This is a genomic window from Mycobacterium sp. 050134 (genome assembly GCF_036409085.1).
Taxonomy (GTDB): domain Bacteria; phylum Actinomycetota; class Actinomycetes; order Mycobacteriales; family Mycobacteriaceae; genus Mycobacterium.
On sequence record NZ_JAZGLV010000024.1, the window covers coordinates 65,684 to 88,499 of the forward strand.

17 protein-coding genes are annotated in these 22,816 nt (G+C 69.0%); 9 read left to right on the plus strand and 8 right to left on the minus strand.

What is annotated here, in order from left to right; all coding sequences use genetic code 11:
* Positions 1–26: 26 nt before the first annotated feature.
* The 7 genes from mfd (at position 27) to SKC42_RS23225 (ending at position 9,170) form a co-directional block, all read left to right on the plus strand.
* On the plus strand, positions 27–3,683 hold the full coding sequence (gene mfd, locus SKC42_RS23195) for a transcription-repair coupling factor (RefSeq protein WP_330966595.1): 3,657 nt from the start codon (positions 27–29) through the stop codon (positions 3,681–3,683).
* Positions 3,680–4,705 (plus strand): nucleoside triphosphate pyrophosphohydrolase, encoded by a 1,026-nt coding sequence (locus tag SKC42_RS23200; RefSeq protein ID WP_330966596.1) that lies wholly within the window; start codon positions 3,680–3,682, stop codon positions 4,703–4,705. Before mfd ends, SKC42_RS23200 begins: the two co-directional genes overlap by 4 nt.
* Before the next feature lie 274 nt (positions 4,706–4,979).
* On the plus strand, positions 4,980–5,708 hold the full coding sequence (locus tag SKC42_RS23205; RefSeq protein WP_330966619.1) for a lytic transglycosylase domain-containing protein: 729 nt from the start codon (positions 4,980–4,982) through the stop codon (positions 5,706–5,708).
* An 81-nt stretch (positions 5,709–5,789) separates the two neighbouring features.
* A complete protein-coding gene (gene eno / locus SKC42_RS23210) occupies positions 5,790–7,079 on the plus strand; it encodes a phosphopyruvate hydratase (protein WP_330966597.1) in 1,290 nt (429 codons plus the stop codon).
* Between the two features lie 12 nt (positions 7,080–7,091).
* The gene (locus tag SKC42_RS23215) at positions 7,092–7,745 is read left to right on the plus strand and encodes an FtsB family cell division protein (RefSeq protein WP_330966598.1); all 654 of its coding nucleotides are present in this window, start codon (positions 7,092–7,094) and stop codon (positions 7,743–7,745) included.
* Positions 7,738–8,226 carry a DUF501 domain-containing protein gene (locus SKC42_RS23220; protein WP_330966599.1) on the plus strand — a complete coding sequence of 163 codons (489 nt, stop codon included), beginning with the start codon at positions 7,738–7,740 and terminating at the stop codon, positions 8,224–8,226. The genes SKC42_RS23215 and SKC42_RS23220 overlap by 8 nt, the downstream gene beginning before the upstream one ends.
* Positions 8,223–9,170 carry a Ppx/GppA phosphatase family protein gene (locus SKC42_RS23225; protein WP_330966600.1) on the plus strand — a complete coding sequence of 316 codons (948 nt, stop codon included), beginning with the start codon at positions 8,223–8,225 and terminating at the stop codon, positions 9,168–9,170. Before SKC42_RS23220 ends, SKC42_RS23225 begins: the two co-directional genes overlap by 4 nt.
* Before the next feature lie 100 nt (positions 9,171–9,270).
* Here the strand turns inward: SKC42_RS23225 and SKC42_RS23230 are convergent, their stop codons facing one another.
* Genes SKC42_RS23230 through kdpF form a run of 6 tightly spaced genes read right to left on the minus strand, consistent with a single transcriptional unit; the run spans position 9,271 to position 17,355 of the window.
* The gene (locus SKC42_RS23230) at positions 9,271–9,951 is read right to left on the minus strand and encodes a response regulator (protein ID WP_330966601.1); all 681 of its coding nucleotides are present in this window, start codon (positions 9,949–9,951) and stop codon (positions 9,271–9,273) included.
* Positions 9,948–12,509 carry a sensor histidine kinase KdpD gene (locus SKC42_RS23235; RefSeq protein WP_330966602.1) on the minus strand — a complete coding sequence of 854 codons (2,562 nt, stop codon included), beginning with the start codon at positions 12,507–12,509 and terminating at the stop codon, positions 9,948–9,950. Before SKC42_RS23235 ends, SKC42_RS23230 begins: the two co-directional genes overlap by 4 nt.
* A gap of 11 nt (positions 12,510–12,520) precedes the next feature.
* Positions 12,521–13,444: a potassium-transporting ATPase subunit C gene (locus SKC42_RS23240; RefSeq protein ID WP_330966603.1), complete on the minus strand. Its 924-nt coding sequence runs from the start codon at positions 13,442–13,444 to the stop codon at positions 12,521–12,523.
* Between the two features lies 1 nt (position 13,445).
* Positions 13,446–15,596, minus strand: a complete 2,151-nt coding sequence (kdpB, locus tag SKC42_RS23245; protein ID WP_330966604.1) for a potassium-transporting ATPase subunit KdpB — start codon at positions 15,594–15,596, stop codon at positions 13,446–13,448.
* Positions 15,596–17,266, minus strand: a complete 1,671-nt coding sequence (gene kdpA / locus SKC42_RS23250; RefSeq protein ID WP_330966605.1) for a potassium-transporting ATPase subunit KdpA — start codon at positions 17,264–17,266, stop codon at positions 15,596–15,598. The genes kdpB and kdpA overlap by 1 nt, the downstream gene beginning before the upstream one ends.
* Positions 17,266–17,355, minus strand: coding sequence for a K(+)-transporting ATPase subunit F (gene kdpF, locus SKC42_RS23255; protein WP_330966606.1), 90 nt, complete (start codon positions 17,353–17,355; stop codon positions 17,266–17,268). Before kdpF ends, kdpA begins: the two co-directional genes overlap by 1 nt.
* 390 nt (positions 17,356–17,745) lie before the next feature.
* On the opposite strand from kdpF, the gene SKC42_RS23260 reads away from it, so the two are divergent.
* Positions 17,746–18,318, plus strand: coding sequence for a DUF6611 family protein (locus tag SKC42_RS23260; protein WP_330966607.1), 573 nt, complete (start codon positions 17,746–17,748; stop codon positions 18,316–18,318).
* Between the two features lie 51 nt (positions 18,319–18,369).
* Here the strand turns inward: SKC42_RS23260 and SKC42_RS23265 are convergent, their stop codons facing one another.
* Together SKC42_RS23265 and SKC42_RS23270 are read right to left on the minus strand one after the other, a co-directional pair.
* Positions 18,370–19,899 (minus strand): sensor histidine kinase, encoded by a 1,530-nt coding sequence (locus SKC42_RS23265; RefSeq protein WP_330966608.1) that lies wholly within the window; start codon positions 19,897–19,899, stop codon positions 18,370–18,372.
* Positions 19,896–20,672 carry a response regulator transcription factor gene (locus SKC42_RS23270; protein WP_330966609.1) on the minus strand — a complete coding sequence of 259 codons (777 nt, stop codon included), beginning with the start codon at positions 20,670–20,672 and terminating at the stop codon, positions 19,896–19,898. Before SKC42_RS23270 ends, SKC42_RS23265 begins: the two co-directional genes overlap by 4 nt.
* Positions 20,673–21,372: 700 nt before the next feature.
* Between SKC42_RS23270 and SKC42_RS23275 the strand changes: the two genes are divergently transcribed.
* Entirely contained in the window at positions 21,373–22,698 is a 1,326-nt protein-coding gene (locus SKC42_RS23275) for a PPE family protein (RefSeq protein ID WP_330966610.1), read from the plus strand.
* Positions 22,699–22,816: the final 118 nt, after the last annotated feature.

The following is a 22,816-nucleotide window of genomic DNA, read 5'->3' on the forward strand; positions in this document are numbered from 1 at the left end:
TTTGGCGCACCTAGAATGGATACATCATGACCGCACCGGGGACTGCTCATCCAGAAACCCCGATCGCGGGTCTCGTCGACTTGGCGCTCACCGCGCCGACCTTCCAGCAGCTCATCGACGCGGCGGCGGCCCGGCCCCCCGAGTTGCACCTGGTCGGCCCGGCCAGCGCACGGCTGTTCGTCGCCAGCGCGCTGGCGCGGTTGGGCCCGCTGCTCGTCGTGACCGCGACCGGGCGCGAAGCCGACGACCTGACCGCCGAGCTGCGGGGCGTCTTCGGCGACGCCGTGGCGGCCTTCCCCTCCTGGGAGACGCTGCCGCACGAACGGCTCTCGCCGGGCGTCGACACAGTCGGCACCCGGCTGACCGTGCTGCGCCGGCTGGCCCATCCCGACGACGCCCGGCTGGGTCCGCCGCTGAAGGTCGTGGTCACCGCGGTGCGCTCGCTGCTGCAGCCGATGATGCCGGAGCTGGGCCTGGTCGAGCCGGTCATGCTGACCGTCGGCCAGGAGGTCGCCTTCTCCGACGTGATCGCCCGGCTGGTCGAGCTGGCCTACAGCCGCGTCGACATGGTCGGACGCCGCGGCGAATTCGCCGTGCGCGGCGGAATCCTCGACGTCTTCCCGCCGACCGCCGAGCATCCGGTGCGCATCGAGTTCTGGGGCGACGAGGTCAGCGAGATGCGGATGTTCGCGGTCGCTGACCAGCGGTCGATTCCCGAGATCGAGGTCGGCACGGTGATCGCGGTGGCGTGCCGGGAACTGCTGATCACCGACGACGTGCGGGAGCGGGCCGCCGCGCTGGCCGCGCGGCATTCCGGCGCCGAGCCCGCTATCACCGGCAGCGTCACCGACATGCTGGCCAAGCTGGCCGAAGGCATCGCGGTCGACGGCATGGAGGCGCTCCTTCCGGTGCTGCGGCCGGGCGAACACGTGCTGCTGACCGACCAGCTCGCCGAGGGCACGCCAGTGCTGCTGTGCGATCCCGAAAAGGTGCGCACCCGGGCCGCCGACCTGATCAAGACGGGCAGCGAATTCCTGGAGGCGTCGTGGTCGGTGGCGGCGCTGGGCACCGACGCGCCGGTCGACGTCGCGCAGTTCGGGGGATCGGGGTTCGCCGATCTGGACGACGTATGCGCGGCCGCGGCCGGCGCCGGTCACCCGTGGTGGACGCTGAGCCAGCTGTCCGACGAGTCCGCGACGGAGCTGGACATCCGGGCGTCGCCGTCGGCCCGGGGACACCAGCACGACATCGACGGCATCTTCGCGATGCTGCGCGCCCACGTTACGACCGGCGGTTACGCGGCCGTCGTGGCGCCCGGCACCGGAACCGCGCACCGCGTCGTCGAGCGGCTCGCCGAATTCGAGACACCCGCGGCCCTGCTCGAATGTGCCGCGGCACCCCGCCCGGGCATCGTCGGCGTGCTCAAGGGCCCATTGCACGAGGGCGTGGTGATCCCCGGGGCCAACCTGGTCGTGATCACCGAGACCGACCTGACCGGCAGCCGGGCCACCGCGGTCGAGGGCAAGCGGCTGGCGGCCAAGCGGCGCAACACGGTCGACCCGCTGGCGCTGACCGCCGGCGACCTGGTGGTCCACGACCAGCACGGCATCGGGCGGTTCGTCGAGATGACCGAACGCACCGTCGGTGGCGCGCGGCGCGAGTATCTGGTGCTCGAGTACGCGTCCAGCAAGCGCGGCGGTGGTTCGGACAAGCTGTACGTGCCGATGGATTCGCTGGACCAGCTGTCGCGGTACGTCGGCGGGCAGGCGCCGGCGCTCTCCAAGCTCGGCGGCAGCGACTGGGCCAACACCAAGACCAAGGCCCGCCGCGCGGTGCGCGAGATCGCCGGCGAGCTGGTGGCCCTGTACGCCAAGCGGCAGGCCAGCCCCGGCCACGCGTTCGCGCCGGACACGCCGTGGCAGGCCGAGATGGAGGACGCGTTCGGCTTCACCGAGACCGTCGACCAGCTCACCGCGATCACCGAGGTCAAGGCCGACATGGAGAAGCCGATCCCGATGGACCGGGTGATCTGCGGCGACGTCGGCTACGGCAAGACCGAGATCGCGGTGCGGGCGGCGTTCAAGGCGGTGCAGGACGGCAAGCAGGTCGCCGTGCTGGTGCCCACCACGCTGCTCGCCGACCAGCACCTGCAGACGTTCACCGACCGGATGGCCGGCTTCCCGGTGACGGTCAAAGGCCTGTCGCGGTTCACCGACCCGGCCGAGTCCCGCGCGGTGGTCGAGGGCATGGCCGACGGGTCGGTCGACGTCGTCATCGGGACCCACCGGCTGCTGCAGACCGCCGTGCGCTGGAAGGACCTCGGCCTGGTCATCGTCGACGAGGAACAGCGCTTCGGCGTCGAGCACAAGGAGCACATCAAGTCGCTGCGCACCCATGTCGACGTGCTCACCATGAGCGCCACCCCCATCCCGCGCACGCTCGAGATGAGCCTGGCCGGGATCCGCGAAATGTCGACGATCCTGACGCCGCCCGAGGAGCGGTACCCCGTGCTGACCTATGTGGGTCCGCACGACGACAAGCAGGTCGCGGCCGCCCTGCGGCGCGAGCTGCTGCGCGACGGGCAGGTCTTCTACGTGCACAACCGGGTCAGCTCGATCGACCGGACGGCGGCCCGGATCCGCGAGCTGGTGCCCGAAGCCCGCGTCGTCGTCGCGCACGGGCAGATGCCCGAGGAACGGCTGGAACGCACCGTGCAGGGGTTCTGGAACCGCGAATACGACATCCTGGTGTGCACCACGATCGTGGAGACCGGCCTGGACATCTCTAACGCCAACACGCTGATCGTCGAGCGCGCCGACACCTTCGGGCTCTCGCAGCTGCACCAGCTGCGGGGCCGGGTCGGGCGCAGCCGCGAGCGGGGCTACGCCTACTTTCTGTATCCGCCGCACGCCCCGCTGACCGAGACGGCCTACGACCGGCTGGCCACCATCGCGCAGAACAACGAGCTGGGCGCGGGGATGGCGGTCGCGCTGAAGGACCTGGAGATCCGCGGGGCCGGCAACGTGCTCGGCGTCGAGCAGTCCGGCCACGTTGCGGGGGTGGGTTTCGACCTGTACGTCAGGCTGGTCGGGGAGGCCGTGGAGGCCTACCGGGCGGCGGCCGACGGGCAGACCGTCACCACCGCCGAGGAGCCCAAGGACGTGCGGATCGACCTGCCGGTCGACGCCCACCTGCCGCCGGACTACATCGGCAGCGACCGGTTGCGGCTGGAGGCCTACCGGCGGCTGGCCGCGGCGGCCGACGACGCCGCGGTCGACGCCGTCATCGAGGAGCTCGTCGACCGGTACGGCCCGCTGCCCGAACCGGCGCTGCGGCTGGTGGCGGTGGCGCGGTTGCGACTGCTGTGCCGGGCCGCGGGCATCACGGAGGTGTCGTCCGTGTCGGAGTCGACGGTGAAGCTGTCGCCGATGACGCTGCCCGACTCGGCCCAGGTGCGGCTGAAGCGGATCTATCCCGCGGCGCGGTACCGCGCCACGACGGCCACGGTGCAGGTGCCCATCCCCCGGGACGGGGGTGTCGGCGCGCCGCGGATCCGCGACGTCGAGTTGGTGCAGATGGTGGCCAATTTGGTGACGGCGTTGCAAGGTGAACCGCAGAAGGACATCGGCATGACGAGTGCGGCGACCGCGGCGGTGGCGGGCAGGGAGGAGCGGCGCCGATGATCGTCGTCTTGTTCGACCCGCGCCGCCCGTCGCTGGTGCCGGTCGAGGCCGTCGAGCACCTCGCCGGGGAGGTGCAGTACACCGAGGAGATGCCGGTCGCGGTGCCGTGGTCGCTGCCGGCGGCCCGCCCGGTGCACTCCGGGGACCCCGAGGCCCCGGCGCCGGTGCTGCTGTCGTCGGACCCCGAGCACCCGGCGGTCACCGCCCGGCTGGCCGCCGGCGCGCGGCTGATCTCGGCGCCGGACACGCCGCGCGGCGAGAAGCTGGTCGACGCGGTCGCCATGATGGACAAGCTGCGCACCGCCGGACCCTGGGAAAGTGAGCAAACTCACGAGTCGTTGCGCCGCTTCCTGCTGGAGGAGACGTATGAGCTGCTCGACGCGGTCCGCAGCGGCGACGCCGACCAACTGCGGGAGGAACTCGGGGATGTGTTGCTGCAGGTGCTATTCCACGCCCGCATCGCCGAGGAGGCGCCCCAGCACTCGTTCACCATCGACGACGTCGCCGCCGCACTGATGCGAAAGCTGGGCAACCGGGTACCGGGAGTCCTTGCCGGTCAGCCCATTTCGCTGGAGGAGCAATTGGCGCAGTGGGAGGAGCGCAAGGCGGCCGAAAAGCCCCGAAACTCGGTCATGGACGATGTCCACACCGGTCAGCCCGCACTGGCGCTGGCGCAGAAGGTGATTGCGCGCGCGGAAAAGGCCGGCATACCGTCCGACCTCGTTCCCGCCGAGATCACGTCGGTTTCGGTGTCCGCCGACGTCGATGCGGAAAGCGCGCTACGCACAGCCGTTCTGGGTTTCGTCGACACGGTGCGCAACACGGAGAAGGGCATCACCGCGGAGCGTGGCGGCGGCGGCGTCCCGGAAGGGTTCGACGTGGCGCCACGGGCCGCCGTGAGTGAGGCGGAGTGGCGCGCGCACTGGCCGGTTGACTCGGGCGCACCCGAGGTCCGCTCCGCGGAGGCATCCGGGGCGGCCGCGCCCACGGACGACCCCGGGGCCGGCGGGGATGCCGACTAAATTGACGCTCGGGCCGTGGCGCGACAGCGATCATCGCAATGTTTGCCGCTTTGACGGCGCGTCGAACGGTAACATCGCCGTTGATATTGGAGATTCGAGAGGTCGGGACCGTTTTTCGTTGCTAGCCAAGGCTGCTGGCAGCTAATCGGCGAGCGGCGCGGGACAGGGCTGTACCGATGCCTCAGGGCCCCGAGGGCGCCGGGCAGCCCCAAATCTCGTGGGACGATGGCTTGGTTGGTGTAGGGGCAGTTTAGGGGAGCTTCAGACAAGCATGGTGTCGCCGAGGCGTTGGTTGCGTGCGGCCGCCGTGATCGGCGCTACTGCGATGCTGCTGGCCTCCAGTTGCACCTGGCAGCTGAGCCTGTTCATCCCGGAAGGGGTTCCCCCGCCGGCCGGGGACCCGGTGCCGGCCGTGGACACCCACGCCAGCGGCCGGCCCGCGGACCAGCTGCGCGGCTGGGCTCAGCAGCGGTCGAAGGCGCTGGAGATTCCCGTCATCGCCCTGGAGGCCTACGCGTATGCGGCCCGGGTGGCCGAGGTGGAGAACCCGAAATGCCACATCGCCTGGACCACGCTCGCCGGCATTGGGCAGGTCGAGAGCCATCACGGCACCTATCGGGGCGCGACGTTGTCGCCGAACGGAGATGTGAGCCCGCCGATTCGGGGCGTCCGGCTGGACGGCAGCGGCGGAACGATGCGCATCGTCGACAGCGAGCAGGAGGTCACCGACGCCGACGGTGTCACGCGCGCCATGGGCCCGATGCAGTTCATCCCGGAGACCTGGCGGTTGTACGGCGTTGACGCCCACAACGACGGTCGTGTCAGCCCGGACAACATCGACGACGCGGCGCTCGCGGCCGCCGGTTACCTGTGTTGGCGTGGAAAGGATCTCGGGACCGCGAGGGGATGGATAACCGCGCTGCGGGCCTACAACAACTCGGGCGTCTACGCGCGCGCGGTTCGCGACTGGGCCACCGCCTATGCGGCGGGTCACCCGCTATAGCAGGATGAACCAGGCTTTACGCTAAGGCCGGCCTCGAGGCCGGGACCCAGCTACCACGCAGACTTAGGCAAGGAGAACCCAGTGCCGATTATCGAGCAGGTGGGAGCCCGCGAGATCCTGGATTCCCGCGGTAATCCAACGGTGGAGGTCGAGATCGCCCTCATCGACGGGACGTTTGCCCGCGCCGCCGTGCCCTCCGGCGCGTCGACGGGCGAGCACGAGGCCGTCGAGCTGCGCGACGGCGGCGACCGGTACGGCGGCAAGGGTGTCCGCAAGGCGGTCCAGGCCGTGCTGGACGAGATCGGGCCGGCCGTGATCGGCCTGAACGCCGACGACCAGCGGTTGGTCGACCAGGCCCTGGTGGACCTCGACGGCACCCCCGACAAGTCCCGGCTCGGCGGCAACGCGATCCTGGGCGTGTCGCTGGCCGTCGCCAAGGCGGCCGCCGATTCGGCCGAACTTCCGCTCTTTCGCTACCTCGGCGGGCCGAACGCCCACATCCTGCCCGTCCCGATGATGAACATCCTCAACGGTGGGGCGCACGCCGATACGGCGGTGGACATCCAGGAGTTCATGGTGGCCCCGATCGGGGCCCCGAGCTTCGCCGAGGCGCTGCGCTGGGGCGCGGAGGTGTACCACGCCCTGAAGTCGGTACTGAAGAAGCAGGGGTTGAGCACCGGTCTGGGCGACGAAGGCGGGTTCGCCCCCGACGTCGCCGGCACCACCGCGGCGCTGGACCTGATCGGCAAGGCCATCGAGTCGACGGGTCTGCGGCTGGGCGCCGACGTCGCGCTGGCACTCGACGCGGCGGCCACCGAGTTCTACACCGACGGCACCGGATACAAGTTCGAGGGTGCGACCCGCAGCGCCGAGCAGATGGCCGAGTTCTACGCCGGCCTGCTCGGCTCATACCCGCTGGTCTCCATCGAAGACCCGCTGTCCGAGGACGATTGGGACGGCTGGGCGGCGCTTACGGCGTCGGTGGGTGACCGCGTGCAGATCGTGGGCGACGACATCTTCGTCACCAACCCCGAGCGCCTCGAGGAGGGCATCGAGAAAGGGGTGGCAAACGCGTTGCTGGTCAAGGTCAATCAGATCGGCACGCTGACCGAGACGCTCGACGCCGTCGCCCTCGCCCACCACAGCGGGTACCGCACGATGATGAGCCATCGCAGCGGTGAGACCGAGGACACCACGATCGCCGACCTCGCCGTCGCGGTCGGCAGCGGACAGATCAAGACCGGCGCGCCCGCCCGCAGCGAACGCGTCGCGAAATACAACCAGCTGCTGCGCATCGAGGAAGCGCTCGGCGACGCCGCCCGCTACGCCGGCGACCTCGCCTTCCCGCGGTTCGCGGTGGACGCGAAATAGGGCTGAAATAGTTTGGCGGCCAAGCCCGATCCGAAGAGACGCTCCCCGGCATCGCGCCCGGGTAAGGGCGGCGACTCGGTTCGGCGCCGGCGTTCGGCCAAGCCGTCGTCGAAGCCCTCGCAGACGGCCGGCCGCGCCCCGGCTCGCTCGCTGCAGGAGCATGTCGTCGAGCCCATCAAGCGTCAGGCCGCCGAGTCGGTGGAGCAGCGGTCCGATCAGCGGCTGGGTTTCACCGCCCGGCGCGCGGCGGTGCTGGCCGCGGTGGTCTGCGTGCTGACGCTGACCATCGCCGGACCGGTGCGCACCTACTTCGCGCAGCGCACCGAGATGCAACAGCTGTCGGCCAGCGAGGCGTCGCTGCGCCGTCAGATCTCGGAACTCGAACAGAAGAAAAGCAAACTCGGCGATCCCGCCTATATCGCGGCCCAGGCGCGCGAGCGGCTGGGGTTCGTCATGCCTGGGGACATTCCGTTTCAGGTCCAGCTGCCCCCGACCGCCGCCGTGCCGTCCCAACCGGGTTCGGAGACAGGCAAACCCGCGAAGAACGAGCCGTGGTACACCGCCCTGTGGCATACCGTCGCCGACGCGCCACACTTGCCGCCGGCCGCCCCGTCCGAGGCGCCAGCCGCGCCGGCCGCGCCGACCCCCGCGGGTCCCGGTGGTTGACCGTGCCGACCTGGAAGCGGTGGCGCGGCAGCTCGGGCGTGAGCCGCGCGGCGTGCTGGAGGTCGCGTACCGCTGCCCCAATGGCGAACCCGCCGTGGTGAAGACGGCGCCGAGACTTCCCGACGGGACGCCGTTTCCCACTCTGTACTACCTGACGCATCCGGTGCTGACCGCGGCCGCGAGCCGCCTGGAGACGACGGGACTGATGCGGGAGATGACCGAACGCCTCTGCCGGGACGCCGCTTTGGCGGCCGCCTATCGGCGCGCCCACGAGTCGTATCTGGCCGAGCGCGACGCAATCGAGCCGCTGGGCACCACCTTCTCCGGCGGCGGCATGCCGGACCGGGTCAAGTGCCTGCACGTGTTGATCGCCCATTCGCTGGCCAAGGGCCCCGGATGCAACCCGCTCGGCGACGAGGCGCTGGCGGCGCTGGCGCCCGAGCCGGCGATGGTCGGGATCCTGGTGCCGGGGCAATGGTGAGCGCGACCAGGCTCGCCGGGATCGACTGCGGCACCAACTCGATTCGACTGCTCATCGCCGATGCCGATGGCGGGCGGCTGAGCGATGTGCACCGCGAGACGCGGATCGTCCGGCTGGGTCAGGGCGTCGACGCGACCGGTCAGTTCGCGCCCGAGGCGATCGAGCGGACCCGCGTGGCGTTGGCCGACTACGCGGATCTGCTCCGGGCGCACAACGTCGAACGGGCGCGCATGGTGGCGACGTCCGCCGCGCGTGACGTGGCCAATCGGGACGAGTTCTTCGCGATGACCGCCGACGTGCTGGGCGCCGTGTTGCCCGGCACGGTGGCGGAGGTGATCACCGGCGCCGAGGAGGCCTCGCTGTCCTTTCGCGGGGCCGTCGGCGAATTGGACAGTGCGGCAGCCCCGTTCGTGGTGGTCGACCTCGGCGGCGGCTCGACCGAGATCGTGCTCGGGGGCGACGCCGTGGTGGCGAGCTACTCGGCCGACATCGGTTGCGTCCGGTTGACCGAGCGCTGCCTGCACGCCGATCCGCCGACGCCGGACGAGGTCGCGGCCGCGCGCGCGGTGGTGCGTGAGCGTCTCGACGTCGCGCTGGGGGTGGTGCCCGTGGAACGCGCACGTACCTGGGTGGGAGTGGCCGGAACGATGACCACGCTGTCGGCGCTCGCCCACAACATGGCGACTTACGACTCCGAGGCCATTCATCTTTCGCGAGTGTCCGGCGGCGACCTGCTGGCGGTGTGCGAGCGGCTGATCGGCATGACGCGGGCCCGGCGCGCCGCCCTGGGGCCGATGCACGAGGGCCGGGCCGACGTCATCGCCGGGGGAGCGATCGTGGTCGAGGAGTTGGCGCGCGAGTTGCGCGACCGAGCCGGCATCGACGAGCTGACCGTGAGCGAACACGACATCTTGGACGGCATCGTGCTGTCCATCTGCGATTGACGACGCGAGCGCCCACGAAACCGCAGCGCCGAGCGTCGAGTTGTTGCGCTGAAAACTCTGCGCTGACCACAACGACCCGACGTTCGGCGGGGGCGCAACCTCACGCCTCGAAGCGGTATCCCATGCCGGACTCGGTCAGCAGATGCTTGGGATGCGACGGGTCGTCCTCGAGTTTGCGCCGCAGCTGGGCCAAATACACCCGCAGGTAATGGGTTTCGGTCGCGTACGCCGGGCCCCACACCTCCTTGAGCAGCTCCTCGCGGCCGACCAGCTTCCCGCGATTGCGCACCAGCACCTCGAGCATGCCCCACTCGGTCGGGGTCAGGTGCACCTCGGCGCCGTCCTTGGTGACCTTCTTGGCGGCCAGGTCGACGGTGAAGGCGTCGGTCTCCACGACGGGTTCGTCCGTCTCCGACGCCGCCGCATTGCGCCGCACCGCCGCACGCAGCCGGGCCAGAAACTCGTCCATCCCAAAGGGTTTTGTGACGTAGTCGTCGGCGCCGGCGTCGAGGGCCTCCACTTTGTCCGAGGAGTCCGAGCGCGCCGACAACACGATCACCGGGGCGTTGAGCCAGCCGCGCAGGCCCGCCAGCACCTCGATGCCCGAGATGTCGGGCAGCCCCAGGTCGAGGATCACCACGTCCGGCTTGTGTTCGGCCGCGGCCCGCAACGCCCCCGCCCCGGTTGCGGCGGTGATCACCTCGTACCCCCGCACGGACAGGTTGATGCGCAGCGCGCGCAGGATGTGCGGCTCGTCGTCGATCACCAGCACGCGGGTCATAGGGACCCCTGCGGCGCGGCCAGCTCGACCACCACGGTCACTCCACCGCCCGGGGTGTCACCGGCCGCGATCGTGCCGCCCATCGCTTCGACAAAGCCCCGCGCCACCGACATTCCCAGCCCGACCCCGGTCGTGTTGTCGTGATCGCCCAGCCGCTGGAACGCCTCGAAGATCTGATCCTCGGTCCCGTGCGGGATTCCGGGGCCCTCGTCGATGACGTTGATCAGCACGCGGTTCCCCACCCGCCCGGCGTTCACCCGCACAACGCAGTTGGGCGCATAGCGCAGGGCGTTGTCGATCAGGTTGGCAAAGACACGTTCCAACAGCCCCGGGTCGGCCAGCACCACGGCGTCGCCGACGTCGACCTTGACGCGGTCGATGGCGGATCGGTAGAAGCCGGTGGCGCCCTTGCCGATGCTGACCAGCGCGCGCTGCACGGTCTCCTCGAGGTACACCCGCCGCAGCTCCGGCTGCACGACACCGGCCGCCAGCCGCGAGGAGTCGAGCAGGTTGCCGACGAGCGCGGTCAGCTGGTCGATCGATTCCTCGATGGTGGCCAACAGCTCCGCGGTGTCCTCGGCGGAGAACGCGACGTCCTCGGCCCGCAGGCTGGACACCGCGACCTTGGCCGCCGCCAGCGGCGTCCGGAGGTCGTGGCTCACCGCCGACAGCAGGGAGCGCCGCAGCTCGTCGGCCTGGACGATCGCCTGGGAGCGACTGGCCTCCTTGGCGAGCTCCTCCTGCCTGATCAGACCCGCCGCCTGCTTGGCGACCGCACCGAGCACCCGCCGGTCACGCGCGAACAGCTTCCGCCCGGCCAACAGCATCCAGAACTCGTCGTCGCCGACCTCGATCGCGGTGTCGGCCGAATCGACGGTCTCGCAGGGGTCGCTGCCCACGCAGGCGACGACGTAGCTCTTCTGCCCGTTGGCCCGCTCGTCCTCGGTGGGTTCCCGCAACATCGACACCGCCCGCTGCGAGTACGTCTCCCGCACCCGTTCCAGGAGCGTCTCGAGGTCGGCGCCGCGCAGCACGGACCCGGCGAACAGCGTCAGCAGTTCGGCCTCCTGCGAGGCGCGCCGGGCCTCGCGTGTGCGTTTGGTCGCGCCGTCAACCAGGACCGCGACGGCCACCGCGACGAGCAGCAGGACCACTTCGGTCACGGCGGCATTGGGTTCGGCGATCGTGAAGGTGTACCTCGGGGCGGTCAGGAAGTAGTTCAGCAGCAGGCTGGACAGCACCGCCGAAAGGATCGCCGGCGCAACGCCTCCCAGCAGGCCGACGACCAGCACCCCGACGAAGAACAGCGCGCTCTCGCCGGCGGTTTGCAGGTACGGATCCAGCAGGGTCACCGTGACCGCACAGATCGCCGACGGGACGACGACGGCCGCCACCCACGAAATCACCCGTCGCTCACGGGGGGACGGCGCCGACGCCCTGAGGCCGCGCTTGGACTCCTCGTGGGTGACCATGTGCACGTCGATCTTTCCGGACCGTTCGACGATGGTCTGGCCGATGCCCTCGTCGAAGATGCGCGCCCACCGTGGCCGGCGGGAGGTGCCGATCACCAGCTGGGTCGCGTTGTTCTCCCGGGCGAAATCCAGCAGGGCGGCGGGCACGTCGTCGCCGACGACGGTGTGCAGCGACGCGTCGAGGCTGTTGGCGAGCTCGCGAATCTTGCTCATTCTGCGCTCGGACAGCCCCGCGAGACCGTCGCCGCGGACCACGTGCACCACCATCAGTTCGGCGCTGGACTTCGACGCGATGCGAGAAGCGCGTCGCACCAACGTTTCAGACTCCGGGCCGCCGGTGACGGCCACGACGACCCGTTCGCGGGCCTCCCAGGTGGCCGTGATCTTGTTCTCGGCGCGGTACTTCGCCAGCGCCGTGTCGACTTGGTCGGCCAGCCACAGCAGCGCCAATTCCCGCAGCGCGGTGAGGTTCCCGCGGCGAAAGTAGTTCGACAGGGCCGCATCGATGCGTTCGGGGGCGTAAACGTTGCCGTGAGAAAGCCTGCGGCGCAGCGCCTCCGGTGTGATGTCGATGAGCTCGACCTGCGCCGCCTGGCGGACGATGGAGTCGGGGATCGTCTCCTTCTGCTCGATGCCGGTGATCTGCGCGACGACGTCGTTGAGGCTTTCCAGGTGCTGGACGTTGACGGTGGAGATTACCGTGATGCCGGCGTCCAGCAGCTCCTCGACGTCCTGCCAGCGCTTGGCGTTCTTGCTCCCGGGGGTGTTCGTGTGGGCCAGCTCGTCCACCAGGACGACCTGCGGGTGCCGCGCCAGCACGGCGGGCACGTCGAGCTCGCGAAAGGTGCTGCCCCGATAGTCGATGCAGCGCGGCGGGATGATCTCGATACCTTCAAGCAGCTCACCGGTTTTCGCCCGCCCGTGGGTCTCGATCACGCCCGCCACCAGGTCGGTGCCGCGCTCCAGCCGCCGATGTGCCTCGCCCAGCATCGCGTACGTCTTGCCCACCCCCGGGGCCGCACCGAGGTAGATGCGCAGTTCACCGCGCTTGGGATGGTGGTCGAGGGGGCTCACGTCAACCATCATCCACCCTCGCGTCAGCCGCTAACCGGATACTGGTGGTCGAGTTGCAGGTTGAGCTGCAGCACGTTCACCGTCGGCTCGCCCAAGAAGCCGAGGTCGCGGCCGGTGCGGTACCGCGCCAGGACCGCCCGGACCTGGTCGGGGCTGACATGCCGGGCCTTTGCCACCCGGGCGACCTGGATGTCGGCGTAGGCCGCGGAGATGTTCGGGTCCAGGCCGCTGCCGCTGGCGGTGACCGCGTCGGCGGGGACGGCCGGGTTGGCGGAGGCGGCCCCGCGGACGGGCACGATCTGGCCGATCGAGTAGTCCTCGCCGTACTTTGCGCACTCGACCCGCACGCCCTCGTACATCGTCAGGAACGGCGCCGACGTCGACTGGCACGGCTCGTTGACGCTGACCACCCGGGTCGGGTGGACGACGTTGCCGCGGGCGTCGCGTGTGCCGATCACCGACAGCACCGCACCGACACCGCCACCGGTGCAGAACGGACGCGACCCGCTGACGCCCTCGAGTTGTCCCACGGCCGTGCTGCGCGTGCACACCTGCGTCAGCAGGCTGGGCTTGAAGCCCGCGTCCGACGCGGACTTGCCGGCGGCCAGTTGGGCCGGGTCCGCGGCGGTGTCGACGATGCTTTCCGGCCCGAGGTTGCTCGCGCTCGTGTTCAGCGGGTCATAGCCGTTACCGGCCGCAGAGGGGCGGCTCTGGAAGTACTGCGGCAGCGTGTTGCCGTCCTTGTCGGTGAACAGCTGACCGATCAGCCGGCTGCCGACCTGCCTGCCGTTGGCCGTCAGGATCGATCCCTCGGCGTTGTCGTGCAGGCCCGGCAGCTGCGCGAGCAGCCAGATCACCAGCGGGTAGCCGAGCCCGGTGATCACGGTGAGCACCAGCAGCGCCCGGAAGGCCGCCCAATGCATGCGAACGAAACTGGAGAACTTCATGTCAGGACATCCCGGGGACGAATTGGACGATGAGGTCGATGAGCTTGATGCCGATGAACGGGGCCACGATGCCGCCCAAGCCATAGACATAGAGGTTGCGGCTCAACAGTTTTGACGCGCTGCTTGGTGTGTATCGCACGCCGCGAAGCGACAGCGGGATCAGCGCCACGATGATGATCGCGTTGAAGATCACCGCCGAAAGGATGGCCGATTCCGGGCTGTGCAACCGCATGATGTTGATCATGTCCAGGCCGGGGAATAGCGCGACGAACATGGCCGGGATGATCGCGAAGTACTTCGCGATGTCGTTGGCGATGGAGAACGTGGTGAGCGCGCCGCGGGTGATCAACAGCTGCTTGCCGATCTCGACGATCTCGATGAGCTTGGTCGGGTCGGAGTCGAGATCGACCATGTTGCCGGCCTCTTTGGCCGCCGAGGTTCCGGTGTTCATCGCCACGCCCACGTCGGCCTGAGCGAGCGCCGGCGCGTCGTTGGTGCCGTCGCCGGTCATCGCGACCAGCTTGCCGCCCTCCTGCTCACGCTTGATCAGCGCCAGCTTGTCCTCCGGTGTGGCCTCCGCGAGGAAGTCGTCGACTCCCGCCTCGTCGGCAATCGCCTTGGCCGTCAACGGGTTATCGCCGGTGATCATGACGGTGCGAATGCCCATCTTGCGCATCTCGTCGAAGCGCTCGCGCATGCCCTGCTTGACGACGTCCTTGAGGTGGATGACGCCGAGCAGCGCGGCTTCGCCGTTGATGCACTCGCCGACGACCAGCGGAGTGCCACCGCCGGCGGAGATGCCGTCGACGATCTCACCGAGCTGCGTCGGCACCTTTCCGCCCTGCCCGCGCACCCATTCCGCGACGGAGCTGGCCGCGCCCTTGCGTAGTTGGTGGCCGCCGAGGTCGACCCCGGACATTCGCGTCGAGGCGGAGAACTCCACCCAATGGGCGTGCGCGAGTTCGCCATGAGCGCGCTCGCGCAGCCCGAAGTGTTGCTTGGCGAATACGACGATCGAGCGTCCCTCCGGCGTTTCGTCGGCCAGGCTGGACAATTGCGCCGCGTCGGCGAGGTGTTCATTGGTGACGCCGTCGAGAGGGACGAATGCGCCGGCCTGCCGGTTGCCCAGCGTGATGGTGCCGGTCTTGTCGAGCAGCAACGTGTTGACGTCGCCGGCGGCCTCCACCGCGCGCCCGGACATCGCCAGCACGTTGCGCTGTACCAGCCGGTCCATGCCGGCGATGCCGATGGCCGACAGCAGCGCGCCGATCGTGGTGGGGATCAGGCACACCAGCAGCGAAACCATCACGATCCCGGTGACACCACTTGCGTTGAGCGCCTGGGTGTCCGGAACGCCCGGGTTGTTCGCCTTGGAGTAGATCGCCAGGGGCTGCAGGGTCGCGACGGCGAACACGAAGATGACCGTCAACGCGGCCAGCAGGATGTTCAGCGCGATCTCGTTCGGGGTCTTCTGCCGGTTGGCGCCCTCGACGAGCGCGATCATCCGGTCGATGAAGCTTTCGCCCGGCTTCTGGGTGATCTTCACGACGATGCGGTCGCTCAGCACGGTGGTGCCGCCGGTGACCGCCGAACGGTCGCCGCCGGACTCGCGGATCACCGGCGCGGATTCGCCCGTGATCGCGGATTCGTCCACCGAGGCAATGCCCTCCACCACGTCGCCGTCGCCCGGAATGACCTGTCCGGCCTCGACCACGACGACGTCGCCCTGTTGCAGCAGCGGCGCCGCGACCTCTTCCTCGACGGCGGGCCCGCCCGGAATCCAGTCCTTGAGCCGCCGGGCCAGGGTCTGGGTTTTGGCGCGGCGTAGCGTTTCCGCCTGTGCCTTGCCCCGCCCCTCGGCGACCGCCTCCGCGAGGTTCGCGAAGAGCACGGTCAGCCACAGCCAGACGACAATCAACCAGGCGAACCAGGTTTCGTTGATGACCGCCAACACGGTGCTCCAGGCGGCGCCGATTTCGACGATGAACATCACCGGGTTGCGCCACAAGGTGCGCGGGTCGAGCTTGCGCAGCGCATCCGGGGCCGACTTCCACAGCATCTTCGGATCGAGCAGGCCGCCCTGGACCCGCTTCTTCTCTGTGGGAGTCGCGGGCTGCGTCTGCTCGGACGAATCGACGGCGGTCGCGGTCATCAGTGGATTCCTTCAGCGAGAGGCCCGAGCGCAAGCATGGGCAGGAAAGTGAGGGCAACGAGGATCACCGTGACGCCTGCGACCATTCCCACGAACTGCGGACGGTGGGTGGGCAGGGTGCCCGCCGATTCGGGCGTGTGGCCCTGCTTGGCGAGCGAACCGGCCAGCGCCAGGACGAGCACCATCGGGAGGAACCGCCCGAAGACCATCGCCAATCCGAGCGCGGTGTTGTACCAGTTGGTGTTAACGCCGATCCCGGCGAACGCCGAGCCGTTGTTATTCGCGGCGGAGGTGAACGCGTACAGCACCTCCGACAACCCATGCGGGCCGGTGTTGAGCATGCTGGCGCGTTCGCCGGGCAGCGCCATCGCGATCGCGGTCCCGGTCAGCACGATCAGCGGGGTGACCAGGAAATAGCTTGCGGCGAGCTTGATTTCGCGTGGGTTGATCTTCTTGCCCAGGTATTCCGGGGTGCGCCCGACCATCAGTCCGGCAACGAACACCGTGATCACCGCCAGGATCAGCATGCCGTAAAGCCCCGAGCCGGTGCCGCCGGGAGCGACCTCACCGAGCTGCATGTTGAACAGCGCCATCATCCCGCCGAGGCTGGTGTACGAGTCGTGGAACGAATCGACGGCACCGGTCGAGGTGAGCGTCGTCGAGTCGGCGAATACCGCGGAGTCGGCGACGCCGAACCGCTGTTCGACGCCCTCGAAGGCCGACCCGACCGCGGTCGGCACCGTGCCGTGGTGCTGCAGCTGGAACCACATCATGAAGGACACGCTGATCGCGTACAGCGTCGCCATGACCGATGCGATCGCGTAGCCCTGCTTGGTGCTGCCCACCATGCGCCCGAACGTGCGCGGCAACGAGAAGCTGATCACCAGCAGCAGGAAGATCTCCATCCAGTTGGTCCACGTCGTCGGGTTCTCGAAGGGGTGCGCGGAGTTCGCGTTGTAGAAGCCGCCGCCGTTGGTGCCGAGCTCCTTGATCGCCTCCTGGCTGGCCACCGGGCCGCCGGTGATCGTCTGCTGGGCGCCGCCCAGGGTGGTCGCGACCTGATCGTGCAGGTGGAAGTTTTGGATCGCGCCACCGGCGATCAGCAGGATCGCGGCGACGACCGAAATGGGCAGCAGGATGCGCAGCACGGTGCGCACCAGGTCGACCCAGAAGTTACCCAGGTCGCCGGTGCGCTTGCGGGCGAAGCCGCGGACCAGCGCTATCGCCACCGCCATCCCGACGGCCGCCGAGACAAAGTTCTGCACCGCGAGGCCCGCCATCTGCACCAGGTGGCCCTGCGTCGACTCGCCGGAGTAGGCCTGCCAGTTGGTGTTCGTGACGAAGCTGACCGCGGTGTTCCACGCCAGTCCCGGCGTCATCTGCGTGGCCGGGTCGTGCAGGTGCAACGGCAATTTGCCCTGCACGAGCTGAAAGACGAACAGGAACAGGACGCTGATGGACGAGAACGCCAGCACGCTTCGGGCATAAGCCCCCCACGTCTGCTCGGACCGCGCATCGACCCCGATCAGCCGGTACACCAAGCGTTCGACGGACGAGTCACGCTCCGACGTGTACACGCGAAACATGTAGTCGCCCAGCGGCACATGCACCAGGGCCAGCGCCACGACAAGGGTGAGGAGAAAGACGATCCCTGCTGCTGTTGCGCTCACTAGAACCTCTCGGGGAACAGCAGGGCGCACCCCAGGAAGACCGCGAGCAGTACCGAAAGCGCCAAGCCAACGATGTTTTCGTAGCTCACAGCCGCTCGACCGCTTTCTCCACCAGGCCCAGTATGGCGAACACCGCCACCGTGAGCACGATGTACACCAACACGCCCATCTCGTCTCCGTTCCCCGCCAGTCGACGTGCATACGAAAAGGCCTCGTCGAGTCAGGCCACAATGCCGTACTCGGAGGCAAGGTCAGCTTGAAACTAGACACGGATCGCCGGATAGGGCCTTTGGTTGACAGTTTCCTAACGGCGGCGACGTGTGCATTTACGGTTCCTTTACGGTCCGTCGCCGGTCCCCAATGCCGGCCCCTTGAGCGCCCGCCGCGTCGATAGGGTGACGTAAACGATCGGCCGGGGAGCGTATAGAAGTTGTTTGGACGAGTCCCATGCGTCGTGAATCGGGCGTAGACCCGGGTGTGTGCGAAGAACCGTGCCGCGACACCCCGAACAGGTTGTGCTACAACCCACCCAGAGCGTACCGGCGGCGCCCCGGTGGTGGTTGCGGCTGCTCGACGGTACCCATCAGTGGGGATCGTTCGATGCCACGGTCGGCAGATACGACGTTCGGCACTACCGGTTGATCGTTTATCCCCCGGGAAGCAGCACCGCCGATCGGCGGCTCGCGCGGATGTGGCGGGGATGGCCGGCAACCGGCGCCGTGCTGGGGCTGCTGGCGATCCTGTTCCTCGGCGGCGCCGCGGCCCCACCCGATACGGTGCTGAAGTATGCCGTGTTCGCCTACGTCTTGATCGGGGCGTTGCTCTTCCTGCGGGCCGGGCCACCCCGAGTGCACGTCCGGTCCCTGTCGGCCATCCTCTTGCCCGGCAGCATCGACGCCGGCGAACTACGCAAATACACCGAATGGGCGGTCGTGGTCAGCATGTTGACCCAAGCCGACCGTGCCGTGGGCAAGGGTGCGATCTCGTTGGTCGAGCGTGAGGCCGTCTGGTGGGAGGCGTACGACCGTCTCGGGAGGATCGCCCGCGTCTGAAGCGCTTTTCCAGATGCGGCGACCGCGCAGCGCGGCAGCGACGCTGTCACACTAGCCCGCGTTCGCGGGTCCGTCGATCATCGGTAATCGCACTCGGAAAGTCGTTCTGCCGGGGATGGATTCGGCGGTGACGGAGCCCTCGTGCGCTTTGACGATCGAGCTCACGATGGCCAGCCCCAGGCCGATGCCCGAGCCGTTGGAGCGCGACGCATCCGCCCGGACGAACCGTTCGAACAACCGGGGGAGGAGCGCGGCATCGATCCCGGGCCCGTCGTCGGCGACGGTCAGCTCCGCGCAGGGCGCTTCGGGGCCGGTGCGCAGGCATGTGATGCCGGTGGTCACGGTCACCCCGGGTGGGGTGTGCAGGCGGGCGTTGCTGAGCAGGTTGCTGACCAGTTGGTGCAGCCGGGCATGGTCGCCGCGGACCCAAACGGGCGTGTCCGGCAGGTTCTTCACCCAGCGGTGAGTCGGCGCCGCGACCGCCGCGTCGTTCACCGCGTCGTCGACGACATCGGTCAGGTCGACGTCGTCGGTTTCCAGGTCCTGGCCCTCGCCCAGGCGCGACAGCAGCAGGAGCTCGTCGACCAGCAACGTCATTCGCCGCGCCTCGGATTCGATTCGGGCCAAGGCATATTCGGTGGTCGGCGGCAGCGCTTCGCTGTCCTGACGGGTCAGTTCGGCATAACCCTGGATCGCCGCCAGCGGGGTGCGCAGCTCGTGGCTGGCGTCGGTGATGAATTGGCGCATGCGCAGGTCGGATTCGGCGCGATGCGCCAGCGCGCCGTCCACGTTGTTCAGCAGCCGGTTCAGGGTGTGCCCGACGATCCCCACCTCGTTGCCCGGATCGGTGTCCGGCGGCGGGACCCGCGCGCTGATTCGATGGTCACCGTCGGTGAGCGGCATGGCGGCCACCTCGGCGGCGGTCGCGGCGAGCCGGCGCAGCGGGCGCAGGGTGTACCCGACGACCCAGACGGTCAGCGCGGCCGTCACGGTCAGGGCCGCCGCGATGAGCGCTGTGGTGGTGACCTGTTTGCGGACGATGATCTGGTCGGCGAGGTTCAGCGACACCCCGACGACCAGCAGATCGCTTCCGGCGGCGCGGCTCTGCACCCGGTAGGAACCCAGGCTACCGAGTCGCTCGGTCCGCGGCGGACCGCCGCCCCAGCGTTGGGCCTGGATGGCTCGGACGACGTCGGCCGGGGCAGGTTTGGGTTGATCCTCCGAGAACACCGCCGAACCGATCACCACACCGTCGTGCAGCACGGCGATGAGGTTGCCCGGCGTCTGTTCGGTGAACTCCAGCATCGCCTGGGCGATCGGCGGAGTGGTGCCGCGATCCGCCGATTTGTGCTCTCCGCTGCGATAACGCGTGTACGAATTGCTCAGCGCGTCAAGCGATTGCGCGACGTCGACATCGCTCATCGCGGTGACGTAGCCGCGCAGGCTGAGAACCGAGACGACCCCCACCGTCACCAGGACGACGCTGACGACGGCCAGCACGCCCAGCAGCAGCTGGCGTCGCAACGAATGGGGAAGCCATCTGGGACGGTCCTTGGCGGCGGAAGGGATCTCGCCGGTCATTCCGGCGGCCGCAGCATGTACCCGACACCGCGGACGGTATGGATCATCGGCTCGCGGCCCGAGTCGATCTTCTTCCTCAGGTAGGAGATGTAAAGGTCGACGATGCTGGTTCGCCCGGCGAAGTCGTAGTTCCACACCCGGTCGAGGATCTCCGTGCGGCTCAGTGCGCGGCGTGGGTTGCGCATGAGGAAGCGGAGCAACTCGAATTCGGTCGAAGACAGCGATATCGGCGTGCCGCCGCGGTTCACCTCCCGGCTGGCCGTGTCGACGCGCAGGTCGCCCACCTTGAGCGTCTCGGCGGCGGACGGTGGGGTCTGCTGGCCGGAGCGGCGCAGCAATCCGCGCAGCCGGGCGACCAGCTCCTCGAGGCTGAACGGCTTCGTCATGTAGTCGTCGGCTCCCGCGGTGAGCCCGGTCACTCGATCCATGACCGAATCGCGCGCGGTCAGGAAGAGCGTGGGCGTGTAGGAATCCGACCCGCGCACCCGCTCCAGGATCCGCAGCCCGTCCACGTCGGGAAGCATGATGTCGAGGACGAGGATGTCGGGGCTGACTTTCTCGAATTTGGCCAGCGCCTCACGCCCGTTGTGCGCGATGTCGACGACCCAGCCCTCGTAGTGCAGCGCCATCTTGACCAGATTCGTGAGCGCCGGTTCGTCATCGACCAGCAAAACCCGGATCGGCGATCCGTCGGCACGATAGATGCGGGGCAGCTGCCCCAATATGGCTTGGCGTGGCCGTTGGTTACCCGCGTATCCCGACATTGCAGTCATGTCCCTGCATTCTCCCAAGCCCACATGCAGTTGTCACGAAGCTCATAGACATCTCAAACGTTCAGTTTGTTTCGTTCCTCACAGCCGCGCTCGCGCATATATGTGTCTTATATGATTTCGATGAGTGACGTTGATGTGTGCCGGATTGCGAAAAATGCTGGACCGCAGCGGTCTTGGTTTCGACTGCGGCGCCTGCAGAGGTTAGGCAATCCAAATCGACCACCTGCGAATAATTTTCGATTTCGGGGAATGTCGCGCATCGGCGGATGCCGTCGGGGCGCGCGAAAAGGCGCACCGCGGTAAGGGGCAACGGCGTCCCTGATTCGGTCCATGGCGAGCTGAGTGATGTTACGAATGTCAGCGTTTTGAAATGTATTTGGTGGTGGCGCTCCGGTACGTGCCGCGGCGCGTACCTCCGTCGGCGCCCGCCTGCCCGCGGGGCGGCCCACGCATCCCCGGCGTTGTCGTCGCCGTGGATGCCGCCACTCGTGGCGGCAGGTGGCGGCCGTCGCCCGCCGCCTGCGGGCGCCCCGCCCGACCCGGTCCCACCTCAGCGCCCGCCGGGCTGGCCCGGCGTCGGCCGCCCGCGTTCGGCGCCGTGTCGCGGCTCGCCCACCGGGGGGCGCCGCATTCAGCGGTCAGGGCGCCCGGATTCGCCGGTTCACGCGATATCAGCAAACACTCATGAAGAAGGAAGACCATGGATTTTGGTGCGTTGCCGCCGGAGGTCAACTCCGCGCGGATGTACTTGGGCCCGGGGCCGGCGACGATGTTGGCCGCGTCCGCCGGGTGGGAGTCGCTGGCAGCTGAATTGAGCACCGCCGCCGGTGGTTACCAGTCGGCGATCACCGAGTTGACCCAGGAGTGGCAGGGCCCGACCTCGATGTCGATGGCCGCCGCGGTGGCGCCGTACGTCGTGTGGATGCGCGTGACCGCCGAGCAGTGCGAGCAGGCGGCCAATCAGGCCACCGCCGCGGCGGGCGCCTACGAGGTTGCGTATGCGATGACGGTGCCGCCCCCGCTGATCGCGGTCAACCGGGCCCAGTTGATGGCGCTCATCGCGACGAATCTGTTCGGGCAGAACACTCCGGCCATCATGGCCACCGAGGCCGAGTACAGCGAGATGTGGGCGCAGGACGCCACCGCGATGTACAACTACGCGGCCAGTTCGGCGGCAGCGTCGACATTCAGCACCTTCTTGGCGCCGCCGCAGACGACCAATCCGGGCGGTGCGTCCGCACAGGCCGGTGCGGCCGCACAGGCGACCGGCAACAACGTCTCGTCCACGTCAACGCAGGTGATGTCCTCGGTGCCGCAGGCGCTGCAGAGCCTGGCGGCTCCGGGATCGACGTCGGTGTCGGCGGCATCGCCCGCCGCGGTGGGCGGCACCGCCGCTTCGCTCGGCTCGTCGGGCATCTCGGCTCCGCTCAGCGCGCTGTCGAGCGTGACCGGCACGTCCAAGACCGCGGCCAAGGGCGCGAGCGCGGGGACCAGTGCCCTGTCCGGCTTGGGGTCCGGCCTCACCGCTCTGCTCAACGGAAACGCGGGCGGGACGATCCTCGACGTGTTCGGCCTCGGCTCCGACGTCGCCGGCCTCGGTGGCGACGGTGCCGGCTTGGGCGCCGACGGTGCCGGGCTCGGCTTCGACGGGTACGGGCTGTCGCTCGACTTCGAGGGCGCCGGCTCGATCATCGGCGCCGAGGGCGCAGGCGTACCGGGGGACCTGGGCGGGCTCGGGTCGGCCGGGCTGGGCGAGGGCGCGTCGGCGGGCGTGGGCCAGGCGGCCTCCCTGGGGACGTTGTCGGTGCCGCCGACGTGGGCGGAGACAGTCTCGTCGGTGACGCCGCTGCCCGCCCTGGATGCGAGCACCGTGCCCGGCGGGTGGGGCTCGGCGCCCTCGGCGCCGAGCACGGCGGGGATTTCGAAGCTGCCGCTGGGCGGAATGGTCGGCCGGGAGTCCGAGGGCTCGGTGCAGCGGATCGGGTTCCGCTCCTCGTTGATTCCCCGCTCGCCGGTCGCCGGCTGATCGCCTCCTGACGGCCGCCGAGGGTGCGCAGATGTACGGGCCCGGCGGCGTGTCGGTGTGCAAACACGCACGCTCGCGGGATTAAAAACCGGGGCCGCACACCGATCGGTGTGCGGCC

Bases quoted from the DNA above. Each gene is read 5' to 3' on its own strand.
- mfd (WP_330966595.1), top strand. From the start codon at position 27: ATGACCGCACCGGGGACTGCTCATCCAGAAACCCCGATCGCGGGTCTC.
- SKC42_RS23200 (WP_330966596.1), top strand. From the start codon at position 3,680: ATGATCGTCGTCTTGTTCGACCCGCGCCGCCCGTCGCTGGTGCCGGTC.
- SKC42_RS23230 (WP_330966601.1), bottom strand. From the start codon at position 9,951: ATGACCCGCGTGCTGGTGATCGACGACGAGCCGCACATCCTGCGCGCG.
- SKC42_RS23235 (WP_330966602.1), bottom strand. From the start codon at position 12,509: ATGATGGTTGACGTGAGCCCCCTCGACCACCATCCCAAGCGCGGTGAA.
- SKC42_RS23240 (WP_330966603.1), bottom strand. From the start codon at position 13,444: ATGAAGTTCTCCAGTTTCGTTCGCATGCATTGGGCGGCCTTCCGGGCG.
- kdpB (WP_330966604.1), bottom strand. From the start codon at position 15,596: ATGACCGCGACCGCCGTCGATTCGTCCGAGCAGACGCAGCCCGCGACT.
- SKC42_RS23265 (WP_330966608.1), bottom strand. From the start codon at position 19,899: ATGACCGGCGAGATCCCTTCCGCCGCCAAGGACCGTCCCAGATGGCTT.
- SKC42_RS23270 (WP_330966609.1), bottom strand. From the start codon at position 20,672: ATGACTGCAATGTCGGGATACGCGGGTAACCAACGGCCACGCCAAGCC.
- SKC42_RS23275 (WP_330966610.1), top strand. From the start codon at position 21,373: ATGGATTTTGGTGCGTTGCCGCCGGAGGTCAACTCCGCGCGGATGTAC.